Source organism: Flavobacterium granuli (assembly GCF_031456055.1).
GTDB lineage: Bacteria > Bacteroidota > Bacteroidia > Flavobacteriales > Flavobacteriaceae > Flavobacterium > Flavobacterium granuli_A.
Genome location: NZ_JAVDTX010000003.1, coordinates 13,649 through 32,063, shown reverse-complemented (window position 1 = coordinate 32,063; position 18,415 = coordinate 13,649). Strand labels below are relative to the sequence as shown.

Annotated in this window: 18 protein-coding genes and 2 tRNA genes; 15 read left to right on the top strand and 5 right to left on the bottom strand. The window is 35.8% G+C overall.

Annotation, left to right across the window (positions count from 1 at the left end; all coding sequences use genetic code 11):
* Nucleotides 1-53 precede the first annotated feature (53 nt).
* Nucleotides 54-4,577, top strand: a complete 4,524-nt coding sequence (gene dnaE, locus J2W95_RS07185; RefSeq protein WP_310005441.1) for a DNA polymerase III subunit alpha — start codon at nt 54-56, stop codon at nt 4,575-4,577.
* A 161-nt stretch (nt 4,578-4,738) separates the two neighbouring features.
* Here dnaE and J2W95_RS07180 read toward each other — a convergent pair whose 3' ends face one another.
* Nucleotides 4,739-5,029: a hypothetical protein gene (locus tag J2W95_RS07180; protein WP_310005440.1), complete on the bottom strand. Its 291-nt coding sequence runs from the start codon at nt 5,027-5,029 to the stop codon at nt 4,739-4,741.
* 502 nt (nt 5,030-5,531) lie between these two features.
* Between J2W95_RS07180 and J2W95_RS07175 the strand changes: the two genes are divergently transcribed.
* From J2W95_RS07175 to J2W95_RS07155, 5 genes are all read left to right on the top strand, one after another.
* Nucleotides 5,532-6,491, top strand: coding sequence for an outer membrane beta-barrel protein (locus tag J2W95_RS07175; RefSeq protein ID WP_310005438.1), 960 nt, complete (start codon nt 5,532-5,534; stop codon nt 6,489-6,491).
* 296 nt (nt 6,492-6,787) lie between these two features.
* On the top strand, nt 6,788-7,105 hold the full coding sequence (trxA, locus tag J2W95_RS07170) for a thioredoxin (protein ID WP_077377586.1): 318 nt from the start codon (nt 6,788-6,790) through the stop codon (nt 7,103-7,105).
* A 93-nt stretch (nt 7,106-7,198) separates the two neighbouring features.
* Entirely contained in the window at nt 7,199-8,125 is a 927-nt protein-coding gene (locus J2W95_RS07165; RefSeq protein WP_310005436.1) for a DUF58 domain-containing protein, read from the top strand.
* An 86-nt stretch (nt 8,126-8,211) separates the two neighbouring features.
* Nucleotides 8,212-8,285: transfer RNA gene (locus J2W95_RS07160), tRNA-Asp, on the top strand.
* A gap of 241 nt (nt 8,286-8,526) precedes the next feature.
* Nucleotides 8,527-8,600: transfer RNA gene (locus tag J2W95_RS07155), tRNA-Asp, on the top strand.
* A gap of 61 nt (nt 8,601-8,661) precedes the next feature.
* On the opposite strand, the gene J2W95_RS07150 is transcribed toward J2W95_RS07155, so the two are convergent.
* Complete coding sequence (locus J2W95_RS07150) at nt 8,662-9,162, bottom strand: DUF456 domain-containing protein (RefSeq protein WP_310005433.1); 501 nt, start codon at nt 9,160-9,162, stop codon at nt 8,662-8,664.
* A gap of 112 nt (nt 9,163-9,274) precedes the next feature.
* Here J2W95_RS07150 and J2W95_RS07145 point away from each other — a divergent pair, with 112 nt between their 5' ends.
* Nucleotides 9,275-9,751 (top strand): hypothetical protein, encoded by a 477-nt coding sequence (locus J2W95_RS07145; RefSeq protein ID WP_077377597.1) that lies wholly within the window; start codon nt 9,275-9,277, stop codon nt 9,749-9,751.
* Between the two features lie 210 nt (nt 9,752-9,961).
* Here the strand turns inward: J2W95_RS07145 and J2W95_RS07140 are convergent, their stop codons facing one another.
* Together J2W95_RS07140 and J2W95_RS07135 are read right to left on the bottom strand one after the other, a co-directional pair.
* On the bottom strand, nt 9,962-11,059 hold the full coding sequence (locus J2W95_RS07140; protein WP_409025122.1) for a glycosyltransferase family 2 protein: 1,098 nt from the start codon (nt 11,057-11,059) through the stop codon (nt 9,962-9,964).
* Complete coding sequence (locus tag J2W95_RS07135) at nt 11,056-12,000, bottom strand: hypothetical protein (RefSeq protein WP_310005428.1); 945 nt, start codon at nt 11,998-12,000, stop codon at nt 11,056-11,058. The genes J2W95_RS07140 and J2W95_RS07135 overlap by 4 nt, the downstream gene beginning before the upstream one ends.
* A 162-nt stretch (nt 12,001-12,162) precedes the next feature.
* Between J2W95_RS07135 and J2W95_RS07130 the strand changes: the two genes are divergently transcribed.
* From J2W95_RS07130 to J2W95_RS07095, 8 genes are all read left to right on the top strand, one after another.
* The gene (locus J2W95_RS07130; protein WP_310005426.1) at nt 12,163-12,585 is read left to right on the top strand and encodes a DUF1003 domain-containing protein; all 423 of its coding nucleotides are present in this window, start codon (nt 12,163-12,165) and stop codon (nt 12,583-12,585) included.
* A gap of 34 nt (nt 12,586-12,619) precedes the next feature.
* Nucleotides 12,620-13,174 carry a crossover junction endodeoxyribonuclease RuvC gene (gene ruvC / locus J2W95_RS07125; protein ID WP_310005425.1) on the top strand — a complete coding sequence of 185 codons (555 nt, stop codon included), beginning with the start codon at nt 12,620-12,622 and terminating at the stop codon, nt 13,172-13,174.
* A gap of 33 nt (nt 13,175-13,207) precedes the next feature.
* On the top strand, nt 13,208-14,335 hold the full coding sequence (hemW, locus tag J2W95_RS07120; protein ID WP_310005423.1) for a radical SAM family heme chaperone HemW: 1,128 nt from the start codon (nt 13,208-13,210) through the stop codon (nt 14,333-14,335).
* 53 nt (nt 14,336-14,388) lie between these two features.
* On the top strand, nt 14,389-14,844 hold the full coding sequence (locus tag J2W95_RS07115; RefSeq protein ID WP_310005421.1) for a DUF3291 domain-containing protein: 456 nt from the start codon (nt 14,389-14,391) through the stop codon (nt 14,842-14,844).
* A gap of 4 nt (nt 14,845-14,848) precedes the next feature.
* Nucleotides 14,849-15,628: a cyclase family protein gene (locus tag J2W95_RS07110; RefSeq protein WP_310005419.1), complete on the top strand. Its 780-nt coding sequence runs from the start codon at nt 14,849-14,851 to the stop codon at nt 15,626-15,628.
* Nucleotides 15,629-15,651: 23 nt separating this feature from the next.
* Entirely contained in the window at nt 15,652-16,053 is a 402-nt protein-coding gene (locus J2W95_RS07105; protein WP_310005417.1) for a GNAT family N-acetyltransferase, read from the top strand.
* Nucleotides 16,050-16,418 (top strand): MmcQ/YjbR family DNA-binding protein, encoded by a 369-nt coding sequence (locus J2W95_RS07100; RefSeq protein ID WP_310005415.1) that lies wholly within the window; start codon nt 16,050-16,052, stop codon nt 16,416-16,418. The genes J2W95_RS07105 and J2W95_RS07100 overlap by 4 nt, the downstream gene beginning before the upstream one ends.
* A 109-nt stretch (nt 16,419-16,527) precedes the next feature.
* Nucleotides 16,528-17,223 (top strand): PH domain-containing protein, encoded by a 696-nt coding sequence (locus tag J2W95_RS07095; RefSeq protein ID WP_310005413.1) that lies wholly within the window; start codon nt 16,528-16,530, stop codon nt 17,221-17,223.
* A gap of 61 nt (nt 17,224-17,284) precedes the next feature.
* On the opposite strand, the gene J2W95_RS07090 is transcribed toward J2W95_RS07095, so the two are convergent.
* Complete coding sequence (locus tag J2W95_RS07090) at nt 17,285-18,385, bottom strand: DUF4407 domain-containing protein (protein WP_310005411.1); 1,101 nt, start codon at nt 18,383-18,385, stop codon at nt 17,285-17,287.
* Between the last annotated feature and the right edge of the window lie 30 nt (nt 18,386-18,415).

Sequence of the window (18,415 nt, the reverse complement as noted above, 5' to 3'; positions counted from 1 at the left end):
TTATAGGATTCAAAACTTGAAATTTGGGCTTTTAATTTTTGTTATTTAAACGTATGTACTTAATATTCGATACCGAAACCACAGGATTACCCAAGAAATGGGGCGCACCCATTTCTGATACCGACAATTGGCCAAGATGTATTCAAATCGCGTGGCAGTTGCACGACGATATGGGTAAACTCATCGAGCATCAGGATTATTTGGTAAAACCCGAAGGATTCAATATTCCGTATGATGCCGAGCGTATTCACGGAATCTCTACCGAATTGGCAGAAGCGGAAGGGATTTCTTTGGCCGAAGTTTTGGAGAAATTCAATGTAGCTTTGGGCAAAGCCAAATTTATCGTGGGTCAGAATCTAGGTTTTGATATCAACATTATGGGTTGTGAATTCTACCGAATGGGTGTTGCTTCGCCTATGGGAGAAATGCCAATTCTGGATACTTGTACAGAGGTTACCGCTTCATTATTAAAATTGCCTGGTGGACGTGGAGGAAAATTCAAACTACCTACGTTAACCGAATTACATAGTTATCTTTTCAACGTTCCTTTTGCGGAAGCGCACAACGCAACTGCCGACGTTGAGGCAACCACGCGTTGTTTCTTGGAATTAATCCGAAGAGATATTTTTACCAAAGAAGAGCTTGATGTTGAGGTAGGCTATTTCAAGGATTTCAAAAGTAAAAATCCACACGAAATTGAGTTGATCGGTTTAAAACACATTAACCTAAAAGAAGCTTCAGAAAGAATCCGACTTCAATTTGGAGAAAAACAAGCTGTTTCGATTTCCAAAGAAGAACTTACAGAGAATAAAAAAGTATTGGTAGATGCGACTTTTGCGCATTTACACAATCATACACAGTTTTCGGTTTTGCAATCGACAATTGGAATTGCTGCATTGGTTACGGCTACAGCCAAAAATAAATTTCCTGCCGTGGCAATGACCGACACAGGAAATATGATGGGAGCTTTCCATTTTGTGAGTGCGGTTATGAATCACAACAAAGCGGCTTCATCCAAAAATGCAGCTTTGGTTGAAAGTGGGGAAGAACCAAGGGAATCCGAAATGAAACCTATTGTAGGTTGCGAATTTAATATCTGTGACAACCGTTTGGATAAGACCAAAAAAGACAATGGGTATCAAGTCGTTTTGTTAGCCAAAAACAAAAAAGGGTATCATAATTTGGCCAAAATGGCTTCTATTGCTTACACAGAAGGCTTCTATTATGTGCCTAGAATTGACAGAACGATAGTAGAAAAATACAAAGAAGACATCATGGTTTTGTCTGGAAATTTATACGGAGAGATTCCAAGTAAAATTCTGAATATTGGTGAAAATCAAGCTGAAGAAGCCTTGATTTGGTGGAAAGAACAGTTTGGTGCCGATTTTTATCTTGAAATTATGCGTCATAATCAAGAGGATGAAAATAGGATAAACCAAACCTTAATTTCCTTTTCGCAAAAGCACAATGTAAAGTTAATTGCTACCAATAACACCTATTATGTAAATAAGGAAGATGCCAATGCACACGATATTTTGTTGTGTGTAAAAGATGGAGAAAAACAGGCCACACCTATTGGTCGCGGTCGCGGTTATCGTTACGGTTTGCCTAATCAGGAATATTATTATAAGTCGGAAGAGGAAATGAAAAAACTCTTCGCCGATTTGCCTGACGCCATTATGAATATTCAGGAAATCATTGACAAGGTCGAAACTTATTCACTGTATCGTGATGTATTGCTTCCTAAATATGATATCCCACAAGAGTTTGTGGTACAAGAAGATGAGGCAGATGGTGGTGTTCGAGGTGAGAATAAATATTTACGTCACCTTACGATGGTAGGTGCTGAAAAAAGATATGGTGATATTACGCCTGACATTCAAGAACGATTGGATTTTGAGTTATTGACAATTTCCAATTCGGGTTATCCAGGTTACTTTTTGATTGTACAGGATTTCATCGCCAAAGCCAGGGAAATGGATGTTTCGGTTGGTCCGGGCCGTGGATCTGCTGCGGGTTCTGCAGTGGCTTATTGTCTTGGGATTACCAATATTGATCCGATTAAGTATGATTTGCTTTTTGAACGTTTTTTGAATCCAGATCGTGTGTCCATGCCCGATATTGATATCGATTTTGATGATGAGGGTCGTGGTCGTGTAATGGATTATGTAATCAATAAATATGGTGCGAATCAGGTAGCGCAAATTATTACTTACGGTAAAATGGCAACCAAATCTGCCATTCGAGATACAGCTCGTGTACTGGATTTACCATTATTTGAAGCCGATAAAATTGCAAAGCTGATTCCGGGTATGATGCCTTCTAAGTGGAATCTGGCCCGTTTTATTTCAGAAAAAGAAGAGGATGTCAAAAAAGCCTTGAGATCGGATGAGTTTGAAAATGTAAAAGAACTGATCGCTATTGCCAATGAAGATAGTTTGGCTGGAGAAACGATTCAGCAGGCCAAAATACTGGAAGGCTCGATGCGAAATACCGGTATTCACGCCTGTGGGGTAATCATTACTCCATCGGATATTACCAATTTCGTTCCAGTAACTACCGCCAAAGATTCGGATTTATATGTTACCCAATTTGATAACTCGGTTGCAGAAAGTGCAGGACTGTTAAAGATGGACTTCTTGGGTCTGAAGACCCTAACCTTGATTAAAGATACCGTAAAATTGGTAAAGTATCGAACCGGGATTCAATTGGATCCAGATACTTTCCCGATTGATGACGTCAAGACCTATGAGCTGTTCCAAAGAGGAGAAACGGTTGGTATATTCCAATACGAGTCACCCGGAATGCAAAAATACATGAAGGATCTGAAGCCGACGGTTTTCGGGGATTTGATCGCCATGAATGCTTTGTATCGCCCTGGACCTTTGGAATATATTCCTTCTTTCGTTCGAAGAAAAAATGGAGAAGAACCTATCGTATATGATTTAGATGCGTGTGAAGAATATCTTGGGGAAACCTATGGAATTACCGTTTATCAAGAGCAGGTGATGCTTCTGTCTCAATCTTTGGCAGGATTTACCAAAGGTGAGGCGGACGTTTTGCGTAAAGCAATGGGTAAGAAACAAAAGGACGTACTAGACAAAATGAAACCTAAGTTCGTTGCCCAGGCAGCTGAGAAAGGACATGATGCCAAAATTTTGGAGAAAATTTGGAAAGACTGGGAAGCTTTTGCGAGTTATGCTTTTAATAAATCACACTCGACTTGCTATGCTTGGATTGCTTATCAAACGGCTTTTTTAAAAGCCCACTATCCAGCAGAGTATATGGCTGCGGTTTTGTCCAATAATATGAGTGATATCAAGCAGGTTTCTTTCTTTATGGAGGAATGTAAGCGAATGGGATTACAGGTTCTTGGTCCCGATGTCAATGAATCGTTTTACAAGTTTACGGTAAATGATGATTATGCTGTTCGTTTTGGAATGGGTGCCATAAAAGGAGTGGGACAAGGTGCTGTTGCAACTATAGTAGAAAACCGAAAAGATGGAAAATACAAGTCTATTTTTGACTTGACTAAACGAATTGATTTGCGCGCGGCGAATAAAAAAGCATTAGAAAACTTAATTCTTGCTGGAGGTTTCGATTCATTCGAAGGAACAACTAGAGCGCAATATTTTCACGATGATGGTGATGGGATAACGTTCTATGAAAAGTCCATTAAATACGGATCCAAGTTTCAAGAGAATGAGAATTCATCGCAGGTAAGTTTGTTTGGAGAAAGCAGTGACGTACAAATTGCCGAACCGATTGTTCCTCCTTGTGAGGACTGGAGCACTATGGAAAAATTGGCCAAAGAGAAAGAGGTAGTTGGAATTTATATTTCGGGACATCCGCTGGATGATTACAAATTTGAGATGAAATATTTTTGTAATGCTAAGCTCGAAGCTTTGAAAAATTTGGAAATGTATGTGGGTAAGAATTTAACTTTTGGTGGAATTATTACCAATGTGCAACACCGTGTGGCCAAGAACGGAAAAGGGTGGGGAACCTTTGTTTTGGAAGGATATGACGAGAGTTATGAGTTTAAAATTTTTGGTGAAGAGTATTTAAAGTTTAGACATTTCTTTATTCAAAACAATTTTACTTTTATGAAATTGATGATAAAAGAAGGTTGGGTGAATCAGGATACGGGGAAAAAAACCGAACCAAGAATGCAATTTGTGTTAGTGCAATACTTGCAGGATGTACTTAGTTCTTTTGCTAAAAAATTAATTCTTTTGCTGAATATAAAAGACATTGAAACTGAATTTATTCATAAACTAAATCGCCTATTTCAAGAACATAGAGGTGATAATACGGTTTCTTTTGAAATTATGGAACTGGAAAAAATAAAGCGAATCGTTGAAACAACAGTTGATTTTGAAGAAAATGAGGAGGAATCTTTTGTGGATGAAAATGATGAGCCAACCGAAGTAGTTGAAGTAAAGCCGGTAACCGAAGTCGAAGAAATAAAGGTGGTGACCAAATTATCAATGCCAAGTAGAAAGCTGAAAGTCCAAATTTCTAATGAATTATTGTTCGAATTAGAGAAAATGCAGATTAATTTTAAGTTGAATTAATTTTTATAAGCAGGTGTTTTGGAGATTTAAAGAAATTTTTCTTCTGCCCAAAACTGTTTCTTTGCTTTAGAAAAAAAGAGCCAAGCCAAACATTTTTTAGTAATAATGGTAAAAAAAAATAAAAGAGGCTGTTTCACGAGTTGTGAGACAGTCTCTTCTTTTTAATTCCCTGCGAAAGGTGTTCCAAAAATCCCAACTGCCAATTCAATCCAAGTAAGTATTAGTATGGCTAAAATGATTGTACAAATAGTGATTCTATAGTTGGTTTTCTTTACATTTCTAATCACTAACTCACATCCTAAACCTGTACTCATTAACAGAACACCAGCAATTGCAAAATCGGATAAAGTCCAGTTCACTTCATTTGTGAATTGCATTGATGCAAACGGTATCAGTAAGATAAATGTAACTGCAAACAAAATTGCAATTAACCTTTTGTTATTTATAGCCATAATTATTTAGATTTAAAATTACAGTCCAAAAATAATAAAAGTACTTTGTATTTCAAAGTAAAAATGTTGAAAATTTTTATGTAACTGGAAAAAATAATACGAATCGTTGAAACAAAAGTTGATTTTACGGAAAATGAAGAAGAGTCTTTTGTGGAAGATAATGAAGAGACAACAGAAGTAGTTGAAATAAAGCCTGTCACAGAAGTAGAAGAAATAAAGGTGGTGACCAAATTATCAATGACAAGTAGAAAGCTGAAAGTCCAAATTTCTAATGAATTATTGTTTGAATTGGAGAAAATGCAGATTAATTTTAAACTAAATTGATTTTTATTAGTTAAATTTTTTAGCGTTTACTTAGTGTTTTGGTTAAAATTATGCGTGCATAGTAAAAAAACATCAGAAGTGTTAGAAATAGTGTTAATTAAGCGTTGCGGCACTTAAAGTGATTTTAAAGAATTGTTAAAATTATTTTAAGTTTGCGCAAATTAATTAACAAAAAATCATGAAAAAGAGTTTATTATTATTTGGATTATTGGTTTCTACAATGACCATGGTAGGACAAACTGCAAGCACTGCAGACAGTAAGCCAGAAACTTGGTATTTTAAAGTAGGAGGATCTTATTTTATGCAAACTGCAGCTACAGAATTTCCAACTGTTGGAGGTAACTTGCCTTTGAACAAAACTTATGTTGGAGGAAAACTTGTTTCTGAAAAAAGTGTCACTGGGTCTTTCGGGGAAGGTTTTAGAACGGGAATAACAGCAGGATATAGATTCAATACTCGTTTAGGAGTTGAGTTAGGGTTTAATTATTATTCTAGTAATGATAAAACAATGGCTCAAACTACATCAGATTTGCCTATCACGCCAAGTGGGGTATATAGTTTTAAATCGGTAGGACAAATTACGTGTTTTGATATGGCACCGGCTTTGGTTTTGTTTTTAGGTGAGCATAAAGGATTTGAACCTTATACAAAAGTTGGAATTTTGGTTCCTATTCATGGAGATTTAGAAATCACTTCTGATGCATATGCACCAATTGCATTTAATCCTTCGACAGGAGCTCCAGTTGCTTTTGGAAATGTTCACAGTGTTGATGAAGTTAAGCCAAATCCAACGGTTGGTTTTATGGCTGCTTTAGGGACATCATATAAAATAGCAAAAAACATTTCTCTTTTTGCAGAACTAGAGTATCGTAATTTTACTGTACATGGAGATACAAAAGAGACAACTGAGTTTACTGTGAATGGAAAAAATGCTTTAGCGACTCGAACTACAGCGCAAATCCATACAAATTATGTAGATAAATTAGATGTAAACTCTAACAATCCTTTATTTAATCCTAATACTGCTACTCCAGATTCTAAAGATACAACCAGACCTAATGATGCGATGGATGAATTAAGTTCTTATGTTGGAATTTCTGGATTAGGTTTGACTTTTGGAGCAAAGTTTAGTCTATAAATCATAACGATTAAATATTATAGAAGACCTTCTGAAAAGAGGGTCTTTTTTGTTAACTAAAAAGCTCTTGAAACCCGGAATGCCCTAGCCCAGATGGAAGCGGCATCCTGTTGTCCCGGGGTTCGGGACAACAGATATAGTGTACAGCTGGAAGTGGCTTCTAATGAATGGAATAGCAATTAGCAATACATTTATAATGAAAACTAATTTGGGAATGGCATTTGGTTGGTTTTTAATTTCTAAATTTGTACCCTAGTTAAAAGAAATTAGCATTTTAAACATAAAATAAAAATAGTATGGCATTAGCAATAACAGATGCTACTTTTGAAGAAGTAGTTTTGAAATCGACACAACCTGTAATGGTAGATTTTTGGGCAGCATGGTGTGGACCTTGTAGAATGGTTGGACCAATCATTGACGAACTTAGCAACGAGTACGAAGGTAAAGTAGTTGTAGGTAAAGTTGATGTAGATGCAAACCAAGAATTTGCTGCAAAATACGGTGTTAGAAACATTCCAACAGTATTAGTTTTCCACAACGGAGAAGTAGTTGGGAAACAAGTAGGAGTAGCTCCAAAACAAACGTATGCAGATAGTTTAGACGCATTATTGTAATCGGTAACGATTATAGTTTATATAAAAAGGTTTGGCGAAAGTCAAGCCTTTTTTGTTTATTAAACTGTCTAAAGTTTTTTATACATTTGGAATATGAAGATCGAATCGCAAATAGAAAAAATATCCAGTTTTCAGCATTTGGAATTGTTAGCCAATCAAGTGGTGGAAGGTTTTATTTCGGGAATGCATAAAAGTCCATTTCATGGATTTTCGGCTGAATTTGCCGAGCATAAAGTGTATAATGTAGGTGAAAGTACAAAGCATATCGATTGGAAGTTATTTGCCAAAACCGATCGGTTGTACACCAAGTGTTTTGAGGAAGAGACTAATTTGAGGTGTCATATTATTATAGATAATTCTTCGTCGATGCATTATCCTAAATTGAAGGACAATCAGCAGTTTTATGAGAGTAAAATAGGGTTTTCGGTATTGGCTTCTGCTGTATTGATGAATTTGCTTAAGAAGCAGCGAGATGCAGTGGGGTTAAGCGTGTTTTCGGATAGTTATGAATATTATGCGCCCGAGAAAGGAAGTGATCGTCATCATAGAATGATTTTGAACAAGCTCGAGGGGCTTTTGGATAACTCAAAAGAGAAGAAGCAGACAGATACTATTACCTATTTACATCAGATAGCCGAGAAAATCCATCGTCGTTCGATGATAATTTTGTTTACCGATATGTTTCAGTCGGATAACGAAGAAGCGCTTTTTAATGCTTTACAACATTTAAAACATGATAAGCATAAAGTGGTTTTATTTCATGTTGTAGACAACGAAACGGAGCTTAAATTTGATTTTGATAATGCTCCAAGGAAGTTTATTGATGTGGAAACCGGAGATGAGGTAGTGATTTTTGCAGATAATGTGAAGGAAGAATACGAAAAACAGGTTGGCAATTACTTCAAAAAGCTGGCTTTGACCTGTGCTCAAAACAAAATAAAGTACATTCCGGTGGGGGTTGGTGAAAGTTTTGAAAAAATTTTAACGACGTACTTAATTGAAAAACAAAAGTTTGGGTAAATCACCTGAATTTTTTTTAAAATTCTCTCATAAAAGGCTTGTGTAAATGAAAATCTATTGTATCTTTGCCACCGCAATAAAGCAGAGGTTTGGTAGTTCAGTTGGTTAGAATACATGCCTGTCACGCATGGGGTCGCGGGTTCGAGTCCCGTCCAGACCGCAATATTGGGGAAAGCCTTTCGTAACAGAAAGGCTTTTTTGCCCAAATACGGTATCTAAAGCTAGTTGTGTTGTTTTCTCGTCTATGGCGAGAACCGGTTTGTAGTTAGACCAATGAAAAGCTTTCCACTTTGTGGATAGCTTTTTTGATTTTAAGGGAGTTACAGTTTTTTTAATTCTTGTGTTATAAAATAGTTGCGTAAACGAAAATCTATTGTATATTTGCACTCGCAATAAAACAGGGTTTGGTAGTTCAGTTGGTTAGAATACATGCCTGTCACGCATGGGGTCGCGGGTTCGAGTCCCGTCCAGACCGCAAATATTGTTTAAAGCCTTTCTTAACGGAAAGGCTTTTTTTATGGATAAAAATTCATGTTTTAAAACAAAGCAGCACTATTCTGCCATACAATCCAAAGAAACAATCCCAGATACATCATACACACTACAAATTTCATAAAAGAGGAAGCTAAGAATCCCAGTAATGAGCCTGTAGCCGCTTTCAAAGCGCGTTGATGGTCTTGTTTGTCATAAATCAGTTCACCAACAAAAGCACCAACAAAAGGGCCAATAATAAAACCCAAAGGAATTGGAGCAAAAATCCCAACAACCAAACCGATGTTGGTTCCCCAAATGCCATATTTACTCCCGCCAAATTTTTTGGTCCCTTTGGCAGGGATGACATAATCCAAAACCGTTAGCACAATAGTAATCAATAAAGATATTCCTAGAATCCAATAATTGGCAGGAACAGCAGCAGTAAAGTATAGTAATACTATTCCAACCCAACTAATGCTTGGCCCAGGCAAAACAGGTAGGAAACTCCCAAAAACACCCGCGACAACACAAACAAAACCCAATAACAAAAGCAGGATATCCATAAAAATATTTTTAGTAATTTTGATGCCGAAAGTGCAACACTCATTTCATTCACGAATATGAGAAAAATAATTGTATTTTTATAACATATTAGTCCCATTCAAATAACAAACATTGAAGCAGTTTTCCCTTTTTTTAGTCTTTATACTTTTTAATTCCTGTCAATATTTTGACAAGCAGATTCCTTCCGAAAAGGAATTGTTGCAAAAGGAATTGAAGTCCATCAATTGGAAAGAGGTAGACGAATACCCATCGGTTGTGGACTGCGACAAAATCGAAGACAAAAAACAGCGTCAGCAATGCTTTTTTGAGGTTCTAACCCAGTTAATACAAGAGAAACTATGCAACGATACACTGGCAATGCTTTATCCGGAGCTGGATACCATCGAGGTAAAAGTGACCGTTTTTCCTAATGCAACAATGAAATTTGAACCACAGTTCCCAAAAGATTCAGTGGCTTATGATACCGTAAAAATTGACAGTATTCTCAAAGCTCGTTTAGTGGACTTCCCAAAAATCAATCCGGCAATCAAGCGAGGATTACCAGTGAAAACCCAGTTTATACTTCCCGTAATTTTAAAAGTGGAGTAGTTTTAAGAATACAGAAGGCAGATTGCAGAATTTAGATTTTGCAGTAAATATTCAAGAGGAGCTATTTCCAGCTGTACACTATATCTGTTATCCCGAACCCCGGGACAACAGGATGCCGTTTCCATCTGGGCTAGGGTATTCATTTTCATAAGAAGATTTCAGAATAAGGTAAAATCTGTAATCTGCCTTCTGTGATCTTAAATCTGAATTCTAAAACCTCCTCCCTTTCCATTCGTATTTTCCAAACAAGCAATACAAAGCCACTGCTGTACTGAAAAAAGGATACCACAAACTGCTTAAAAACAAATGGCGCATTTTGTGCTCCGTCAAGAATTTATTGGTTTGCTGTATCAGCACAGTATCAATTCCAAATTTGATCAGGAAATATATAACTGGAGAAAAATAGGGAAGAATTCCAAAAACGGTCAGCACTAAACAATAAAAGAATCCAAAATTCATCACAAAGACAAGCAGTCCCAATCTTTTTCCAAACGTACTTTGATAGGAAGTGGTTTTGGAAGCCCAGCGAACGCGTTGGTAAAACAACGATTTCCAATCATTCACTGGTTTTGTGGTAACAATGGTATTCTTCGATTTTAAATAAGCTACTTTTTCGGGATATTGAGACAAAGCTTTCTGCAATAGAAAAACATCATCTCCACTAGCAATTGTAGAGTTGCCTTCGAAGCCTTTTAGTTTTTGAAAAAATGATTTGGTGTAGGCAAAATTAGCGCCGTTACACATAAAACCTTTTTTGATTCCAAAACTGCCAATGGTTGCGCCCTGTAAACTAGCCAAATCCAATTGTTGAAAATGATGCAAAAAGGAATTATTGCAATCGTAGATAACAGCTCCCGCAATCATCGAAACGTGATGAAGCTGAATGAAATTGTCCAAAGCCAACAGCCAATTTTTAGGAACCGTGCAATCAGCATCGGTGGTGATGACCCAATCGGTTTTTACGATTTCCATCGCTGTTGTGATCGCATCTTTCTTAGGAGAATTTGAAACTCGAATGTTTTTCAAAAACTGTATTCTGTAATCTGTATTCTGCCATCTGAATTCTTCCTCCGATTCATCATCAACTAAAATCACTTCAAATAAATCCATTGGGTAATTCAACTTTGAAAAGCTCTCCAATAAAACTGGTAAATTTTCGGCTTCATTCCGGAAAGGAACAATAATGCTAAAACTGGTTTTTGGCGATGAGCCAATGTATTCAAAATGATTTATTTTGGTAAAACCATAAATGAGCCAACTTATGGTAAGCACATAAACAATCGCGATACCTAATAAAAACAAAATCATAATACCGTTTTGGGTTTGAAATTCAACACATAATAACTTCCAATGAGGACAGGTAAAACCACATTCAGGAACCACATAAGCGTACTGATAAAGATAACTATCCATTCATTTACACCCAATATTCCAAAGAAATATACTGCTACACTTCCTTTAACAGCAAAATCCAAAAATTGAAAAGTTGGTAAAGATGAGGCTAGAAAGTAAACGCTCGAAATGGCCGAAATTAAAATCAAATACGGTAAATCGACATCAAATGCCAAAAACAAAAAATAATATTGATGCGAGAAAACCAAATATCGCAAAATGCCCAAAAGCGTATTTTTTTGATGAATCGATTTTGGTATTTCGTTAATTTTATGAATCAACTTCTCTATAGAATAACCTTTGATAGTGATTTTTTTGACGGAAAATAAAACAATAAATAGAATTACTAGAATCCCAAATAGTACAGCTACAGTTTTAGTGGTAATTACGTTGTGTTGCGCATTGTAATATAGTAATCCAAAAATGCCAAAAACCACTGTCAGTATCATCTGTATTCCGTTGCAAATCAGATTTAAGAACACGACTTTCTTGGCCTCTTTTTTATCAAAGTACAATGCTTTTCCTGCATATTCTCCCACTCCGTTTGGAGTAAATAGTCCTGCGGTTAATGCAGCCAAAACCTGTTTTGTCGCCTCACCCAAAGAAATAGGATGGAGATAGGAAACCAAATTTTGCCATTTAATAATTTCAAACAAACGATTCAATACGCTTAAAAGCAGAATAAAACCGATTCCTAAAACTGACTGATTCTTTTGAAATAGCACCAAGAATTTTTGCCAGTCAAGTTTGTCGTTGTTAGCCAATTGATTGTAAATAAAATAAAAGGAACCGCCTACAATCAAAAGTTTGACTAGAAGTACGAGGAATTGCTTAGTTTTGTGTGGTATTGAAATCATACCGCAAAGTAAAGGAAAATCGTTGTGAAAATGGTATTTCGCAAAGATTCGCAAAGAAATAGCTAAGTGGTACAAAGATTTTTATTTTGTTAGAGAAGCTGAACTTCGTGAATAGCCGTCTAATGACTTGAATGATTTAAATAAAACTAACTCCATATAGATATGAAGAATAACAAAACTTGGCACGAAAAACACATAGCAGCATCAGGCTTTGGCAGTCGTTTGGCTGATTCTGTGGCTAACGGAATGGGATCTTGGAGATTCATTATTATTCAAACGCTTATTGTTTTAATATGGATGGGTTTAAATCTTATTGGTTTTGTATATCATTGGGATGCTTATCCTTTTATACTGCTGAATCTTCTTTTTTCCACTCAGGCTGCTTATGCCGCACCTATTATTATGATGTCGCAAAACAGGCAAAGTGAAAGGGATAGAATTCAGGCGCAATCTGATTATCAGACTAATGTCGATGCAAAACTTGAAATTGAAGCTTTGGCAATTCGATTAGATAAAATTGAAGTAGAAAAATTAGATAAGATAATTGAGATGTTGGAAGAGATGAAAATCAATTCGATTAAATAAAACCGCATCGTTCACCAAAATTTAAAAATAAACCTTGACAAAAGAACGCATCATATTAGGAATTGATCCCGGAACCACGATTATGGGTTTTGGGTTGATAAAAATTGTCAATAAAAAAATGGAATTTTTGCAACTCAATGAATTGCAATTGTCCAAATACGACAATCATTACCAGAAATTGAAAATCATCTTCGAACGTACGATAGAATTAATAGAAACTCATCATCCAGATGAAATAGCGATTGAAGCTCCTTTCTTCGGAAAGAACGTTCAATCGATGCTGAAGCTTGGTCGCGCACAAGGGGTGGCAATGGCTGCAGGTCTTTCCAGAGACATACCCATTACTGAATACGAGCCAAAAAAAATAAAAATGGCCATCACCGGAAACGGAAATGCTAGCAAAGAACAAGTGGCTAAAATGCTTCAACAATTATTAGGATTGAAAGAATTGCCGAAAAACTTGGATAGTACCGATGGATTGGCAGCTGCGGTTTGTCATTTTTTTAATTCGGGAAAAATTGTCGCTGGTAAAAGTTATTCAGGTTGGGATGCTTTTGTGAAGCAAAATGAAGAGAGAGTTAAAAAGTAGTGGTCAGTCTTAATGACTGAAAACCGAAAAATTATGTCAGGAATCTATATACACATACCATTCTGCAAGCAGGCTTGTCATTACTGTGATTTTCATTTTTCGACTTCAATGAAGAAGAAAGAAGAGATGGTTTTGGCTATCGCCAAAGAATTGCGAATGCGAAAAATTGAGTTCGAAAATGAGGTTATAGAAACCATTTATTTTGGTGGGGGAACGCCTTCGGTATTGACGACATCAGAAACTGAATTTTTAATTTCTGAAGTATATAAAAATTATGTAGTTGCTGAAAATCCCGAAATCACTCTCGAAGCCAATCCAGATGATTTATCCAGTGAACGAATAATTGAATTGGCGAAAAGTCCAATTAACCGACTGAGTGTAGGAATTCAATCTTTCTTTGAAGACGATTTGGTAATGATGAATCGTGCCCATAATTCGACAGAAGCCAAAAAATGTCTTGAGGAAGCAACACAATACTTCGATAACATTTCTCTCGATTTGATTTACGGAATTCCGGGAATGAGCAATGAGAAATGGAAACAAAATATTGAAACGGCTTTGTCTTTTGGAATCTCACATATTTCGAGTTATGCATTGACAGTCGAGCCAAAAACGGCTTTGAACAAACTCATCCAAACCGGAAAAATAGCCAAGCCTAATGACGAATCGGCTCAGGAACATTTTGCAATTTTGGTGGAAACGCTAGATGCAAATGATTTTGTTCATTATGAATTGTCCAATTTTGGAAAAGCCAATTATTTTTCAAAGAACAATTCAGCTTATTGGTTAGGTAAAAAATATATAGGAATTGGTCCTTCTGCCCATAGTTATGATGGTGTTTCCCGAAGCTGGAATGTTTCGAATAATTCTATTTATTTAAAATCCATTCAGGAAGACAAATTGCCTAATGAAATTGAAATATTGTCTGTTGTCGATCGTTATAATGAATATATTATGACAGGTTTGAGGACGATTTGGGGCGTTTCTTTGAATCGAATTGAAACTGAATTCGGAAGCGAATATCTAGATTATTTGCATAAACAAGCTCAGAAATTTATAAGCGATGATTTGCTTTTTATTGATAATGGTATTTTGAAACCAACACCAAAAGGAAAATTTTTGACGGATGGAATTGCATCAGATTTATTTTATTTAAATTAGGAGGTTTAATCGCAAAGAGCGCATAGTCTTAATTGTCAAATAAAAGAATGAAAATGGGAGAATATCAACTTGCAGAAATAAATATTGCTAGAATGAAGGGAGTTAATATTGACGATCCTATTATGAAAGAGTTTGTCGATAATCTAGACAAAGTCAATGAAATAGCCGAAAACAGTGATGGGTTTGTATGGCGATTAAAAGATGAAGACAATAATGCTACAAATTTTAATCCTTACAATGATGAACAAATCATCGTGAATTTTTCAATCTGGGAAAGTATTGAAACCTTGGAACATTATATGTATAAAACTTTTCATTCGGAGTTTTTAAAGCGCAGAAAAGAATGGTTTCATACTTTTGGACAAGTTGCTACAGCGATGTGGTGGGTTAAAAAAGGTGAAATTCCAGATGTTACCGAAGCAATGGAAAAATTAGATTATTTGCAAAAAAATGGTGCTTCGGAAATTGTTTTTAATTTTAAACAAAAATATCCTAAACCGCTTTACTAGTTTTATGAAGACTACTATCGAACATAATGACCAAATTATTGAAGTTGACTTGTCAAAACCCATTGATATTTCGATTCCATTAACCAATACGGACGAGAATCCGATTGCCTGGTATATAGAAAAACCAGTAATTGAACCCGTTGTTTTCGGTGATTGGATAGGCAAAGTTTCGGAAGGGAAGTCATCGACCAATTTCAATAATATTTTCTTCAATCCACACGGACACGGGACACATACAGAATGTCTAGGACATATTACAAGAGAGTTTTACAGTATTAACCAATCGTTGAAACAGTTTTTCTTTTTGGCCGAATTGGTTTCCGTTGTGCCGGAAATACAAGGTGATGATTTGGTAATAACCAGAAATCAGATTAAAATAGCGTTGGGCAATAAAACTCCTGAAGCCATAATTATCAGAACATTGCCCAATTTCAAAATAAAAAAATCACTTAAATACTCGAATACTAATCCGCCTTATGTAGCAGAAGACGCGGCGCATTTCATACGTGAAAGCGGTATCAAACATTTGCTGATTGATTTACCGAGCGTGGACAAAGAACATGACGAAGGAAAATTGCTGGCGCACAAAGCGTTTTGGAATGTAAAAGATGTTAATGATTTAAACGATAGTGCGAGATTGGACTGCACGATTACCGAAATGATTTTTGTTGCTGATGAAGTGGAAGACGGAAGCTATCTGTTGAATCTGCAAATCGCTTCTTTCGAAAATGATGCAAGCCCAAGCAAGCCAATTTTATATAAGCCTATAATTGTTGAAGAGTAAACCGAATTCTAAAATAAACAAGCATGATTGCCGTTTCTACTGATAAACAAAAACTAAATGTTCCTTTTATCCAACAATTTTTGAGGGATATTTATTGGACTGCGGGAAGAACCATTGAAGACGTCCAAAGAACCATTGACAGTTCGGTTTGTTTTGGGATTTATTTGGATGATGTCCAAATTGGTTTTGGAAGAGTCATTACCGACTATGTGGTTTTTGCTTATATGATGGATGTTTTTGTGGGCGAAGAGCACAGAGGAAAAGGATATTCATCTATTCTGATTTCGGCGATGATGGAAGAACCTTCGTTGGAAGAAGTGAAAATATGGAGACTGGCGACAAGAGATGCCCATTTTCTGTATGAGAAATTTGGTTTCAAAGAGTTGGCATTTCCCGAACGTATGATGGAAAAAATAGTATCATGAATCTAGAAACCTATTACGAATATTGCCTTTCCAAAAAAGGAGTTACCGAACATTTTCCGTTTGACGAAGATACTTTGGTTTTTAAAGTTGGTGGAAAAATGTTTGCTTTGTCATCACTATTGCAATGGGAAAAAGGAGCTCCCTCCGTTAATCTTAAATGTGACCCCGAACGCGCACAAGAGTTGCGAGCCGAATACGATGCTATTCAGCCTGGATTTCACATGAGCAAAATACATTGGAACACGATTGCCGTAAATCAAGATGTTCCCGATGCTTTGTTGAAAGAATTGATAGATCATTCGTATGACTTGGTTTTTAAAAGTTTGACTAAGAAAATTCAAATGGGAATTATCGACCCGAGGTAAATTATTTAACGAACAGGCGAAGCAATTAGAAAAATAGACATTACTTTTGTGTCATTATTAAAAAACGTAGCAACTCAGTTACATAGTAACTCAGCAACTTTATAAAAAAATGAAAGATCAAATTAAAAAGTTTTTAAACGAAGAACAAGATCCAAAAGCGATTGAGAAAGTCACTTCAAAATTGCAGGATATCTTAATGAAAAACGAAGAAATTGGATATATTGCTGTGCAAAAAAAACCAGCATTGACTGTGCTTCCGGACAGTATAGTAGTGACAACTAAAAGAATCATCATTTGCCAGCCAAAAAATTTAGGGCTGTCTATGAATTTTATTGATTACACTTGGGATGATATTGAAGGGACTTTTGTAAAGGAAAATATTCTTGGTTCTGAGTTTTCTTTTTCTACCAAAACAGAGATGCAGGTTTCAATTGATTATATTCCTAAAATTCAAGCTCGTAAAATATTTACGTATGCCAAAGAACAATTGGATATCTTAAAAAATGGTGCAGCACAATCTGTTATAACTGAAGAAATTGCTCCGACATTAATTCAAGAGTCAGAATTAATCGAGGAAATGGAAACCGAAGAAGTTACTGATTTTGCCGAAATAATGCCTGTGGTTTCTAATTATGCAGAACCTGTTACAGAGAATACAAATGCTTCAACTGAGAAAAAGACAAGTGAATTGACACAAGATGAACTTTTTGCAAAGCTTCAAAACTATAAAAAACTCCTTGATAACGGTTTGATTTTACAAGGTGAATATGATGCTTTCAAAAAAGAAATTTTGAGTTATATGTAATAAGTCATAAGTATCAAAAAAAACAAAACCCGACAGCTTAACTGATGTCGGGTTTTGTTTTTTATAATGTTTTCATTTGCTTTTCTAAAAAATTATTGGATTGCTGTTCCAGTAATTCGGTTGCATTTTTTCTTTGCAAATCATATAGTTTTTTGTCCTCAGCAATATCAGCGTAGACTTTATCGTGCATTGCAGCACTAGTTTTTATTAATAATTCCCGTTGGTATTTGTCCTGCTCGATAGTAGCTTTGAGTGCTGTTTCCAAATCTTCCAATTTGAAATCATATTCACCTCTAGGCGATAATAATTTGGCAATAATTGGAGAAGTTTCAATCGCTAAAAATAAAAGCATTATAAAAAACGAGGGAATCCAAGGCAGTTTATTCAAAGCGTTAATTCGTGCCATCAAGCCATCAAATCCATCAATTATAGGTTGGGTTTCGGAAACTTTCTTATCTAAATCTGTTTGTAATGTTTTAGTACCTTTTTCCAAAACAGCTATTTTAGCTAAATTGTTTTTGCGAATGGTGTCCAATTCTTTTTTAGATAAATCGTGCTTGGCAATTTTTTCTTTAAAAACAGGACCTTTACCTAATTTTTTAGTCCCGGCTGTTCCTTCAGCCTCTTTGATATAAGTGTCATAAAGCGTGTTTACTTCTTTTTCTTTATTGACGATTTCAGCTTTAAGACTCTTGATTTCGTTTTTGTTTTTGTCCAAATCCGATTTGAAATAATTTCCGACTTCCTTTTTGTTATTCAAAGCCATCGCATTTTTCTCTTTCAATAAAACGGTATTGATTTCTTTTTCGAAAATTTTAATTTCCAATGGTTTTGAAATCACGATAGCAATGATAATTGCTAAAATAATTCGGGGAGTTGCCTGCAGGAATTCACTAGAGAAACTGTTTCTTTTTCGAATTGTTGAAACAATAAAGCGATCTAGATTAAAAATAAGAAGACTCCATACAAATCCAAAAAGTAATGCGGGAATGATATTGTCGAACACCGTAAAAAGAGCATAAGCACTGGCTATAAAAGCCATAACTGCGGTAAAAAATACAGTAGCGCCAATACCTACATATTTGGTTTGTTCGCCTTCGGAGCAACCGTCTAGCAGCGGTTTGTCTGCGCCTGAACACAGGATGAAAAATTGTTTTAACATGATTGATTGATTTTTGATTGATTGAAAGCA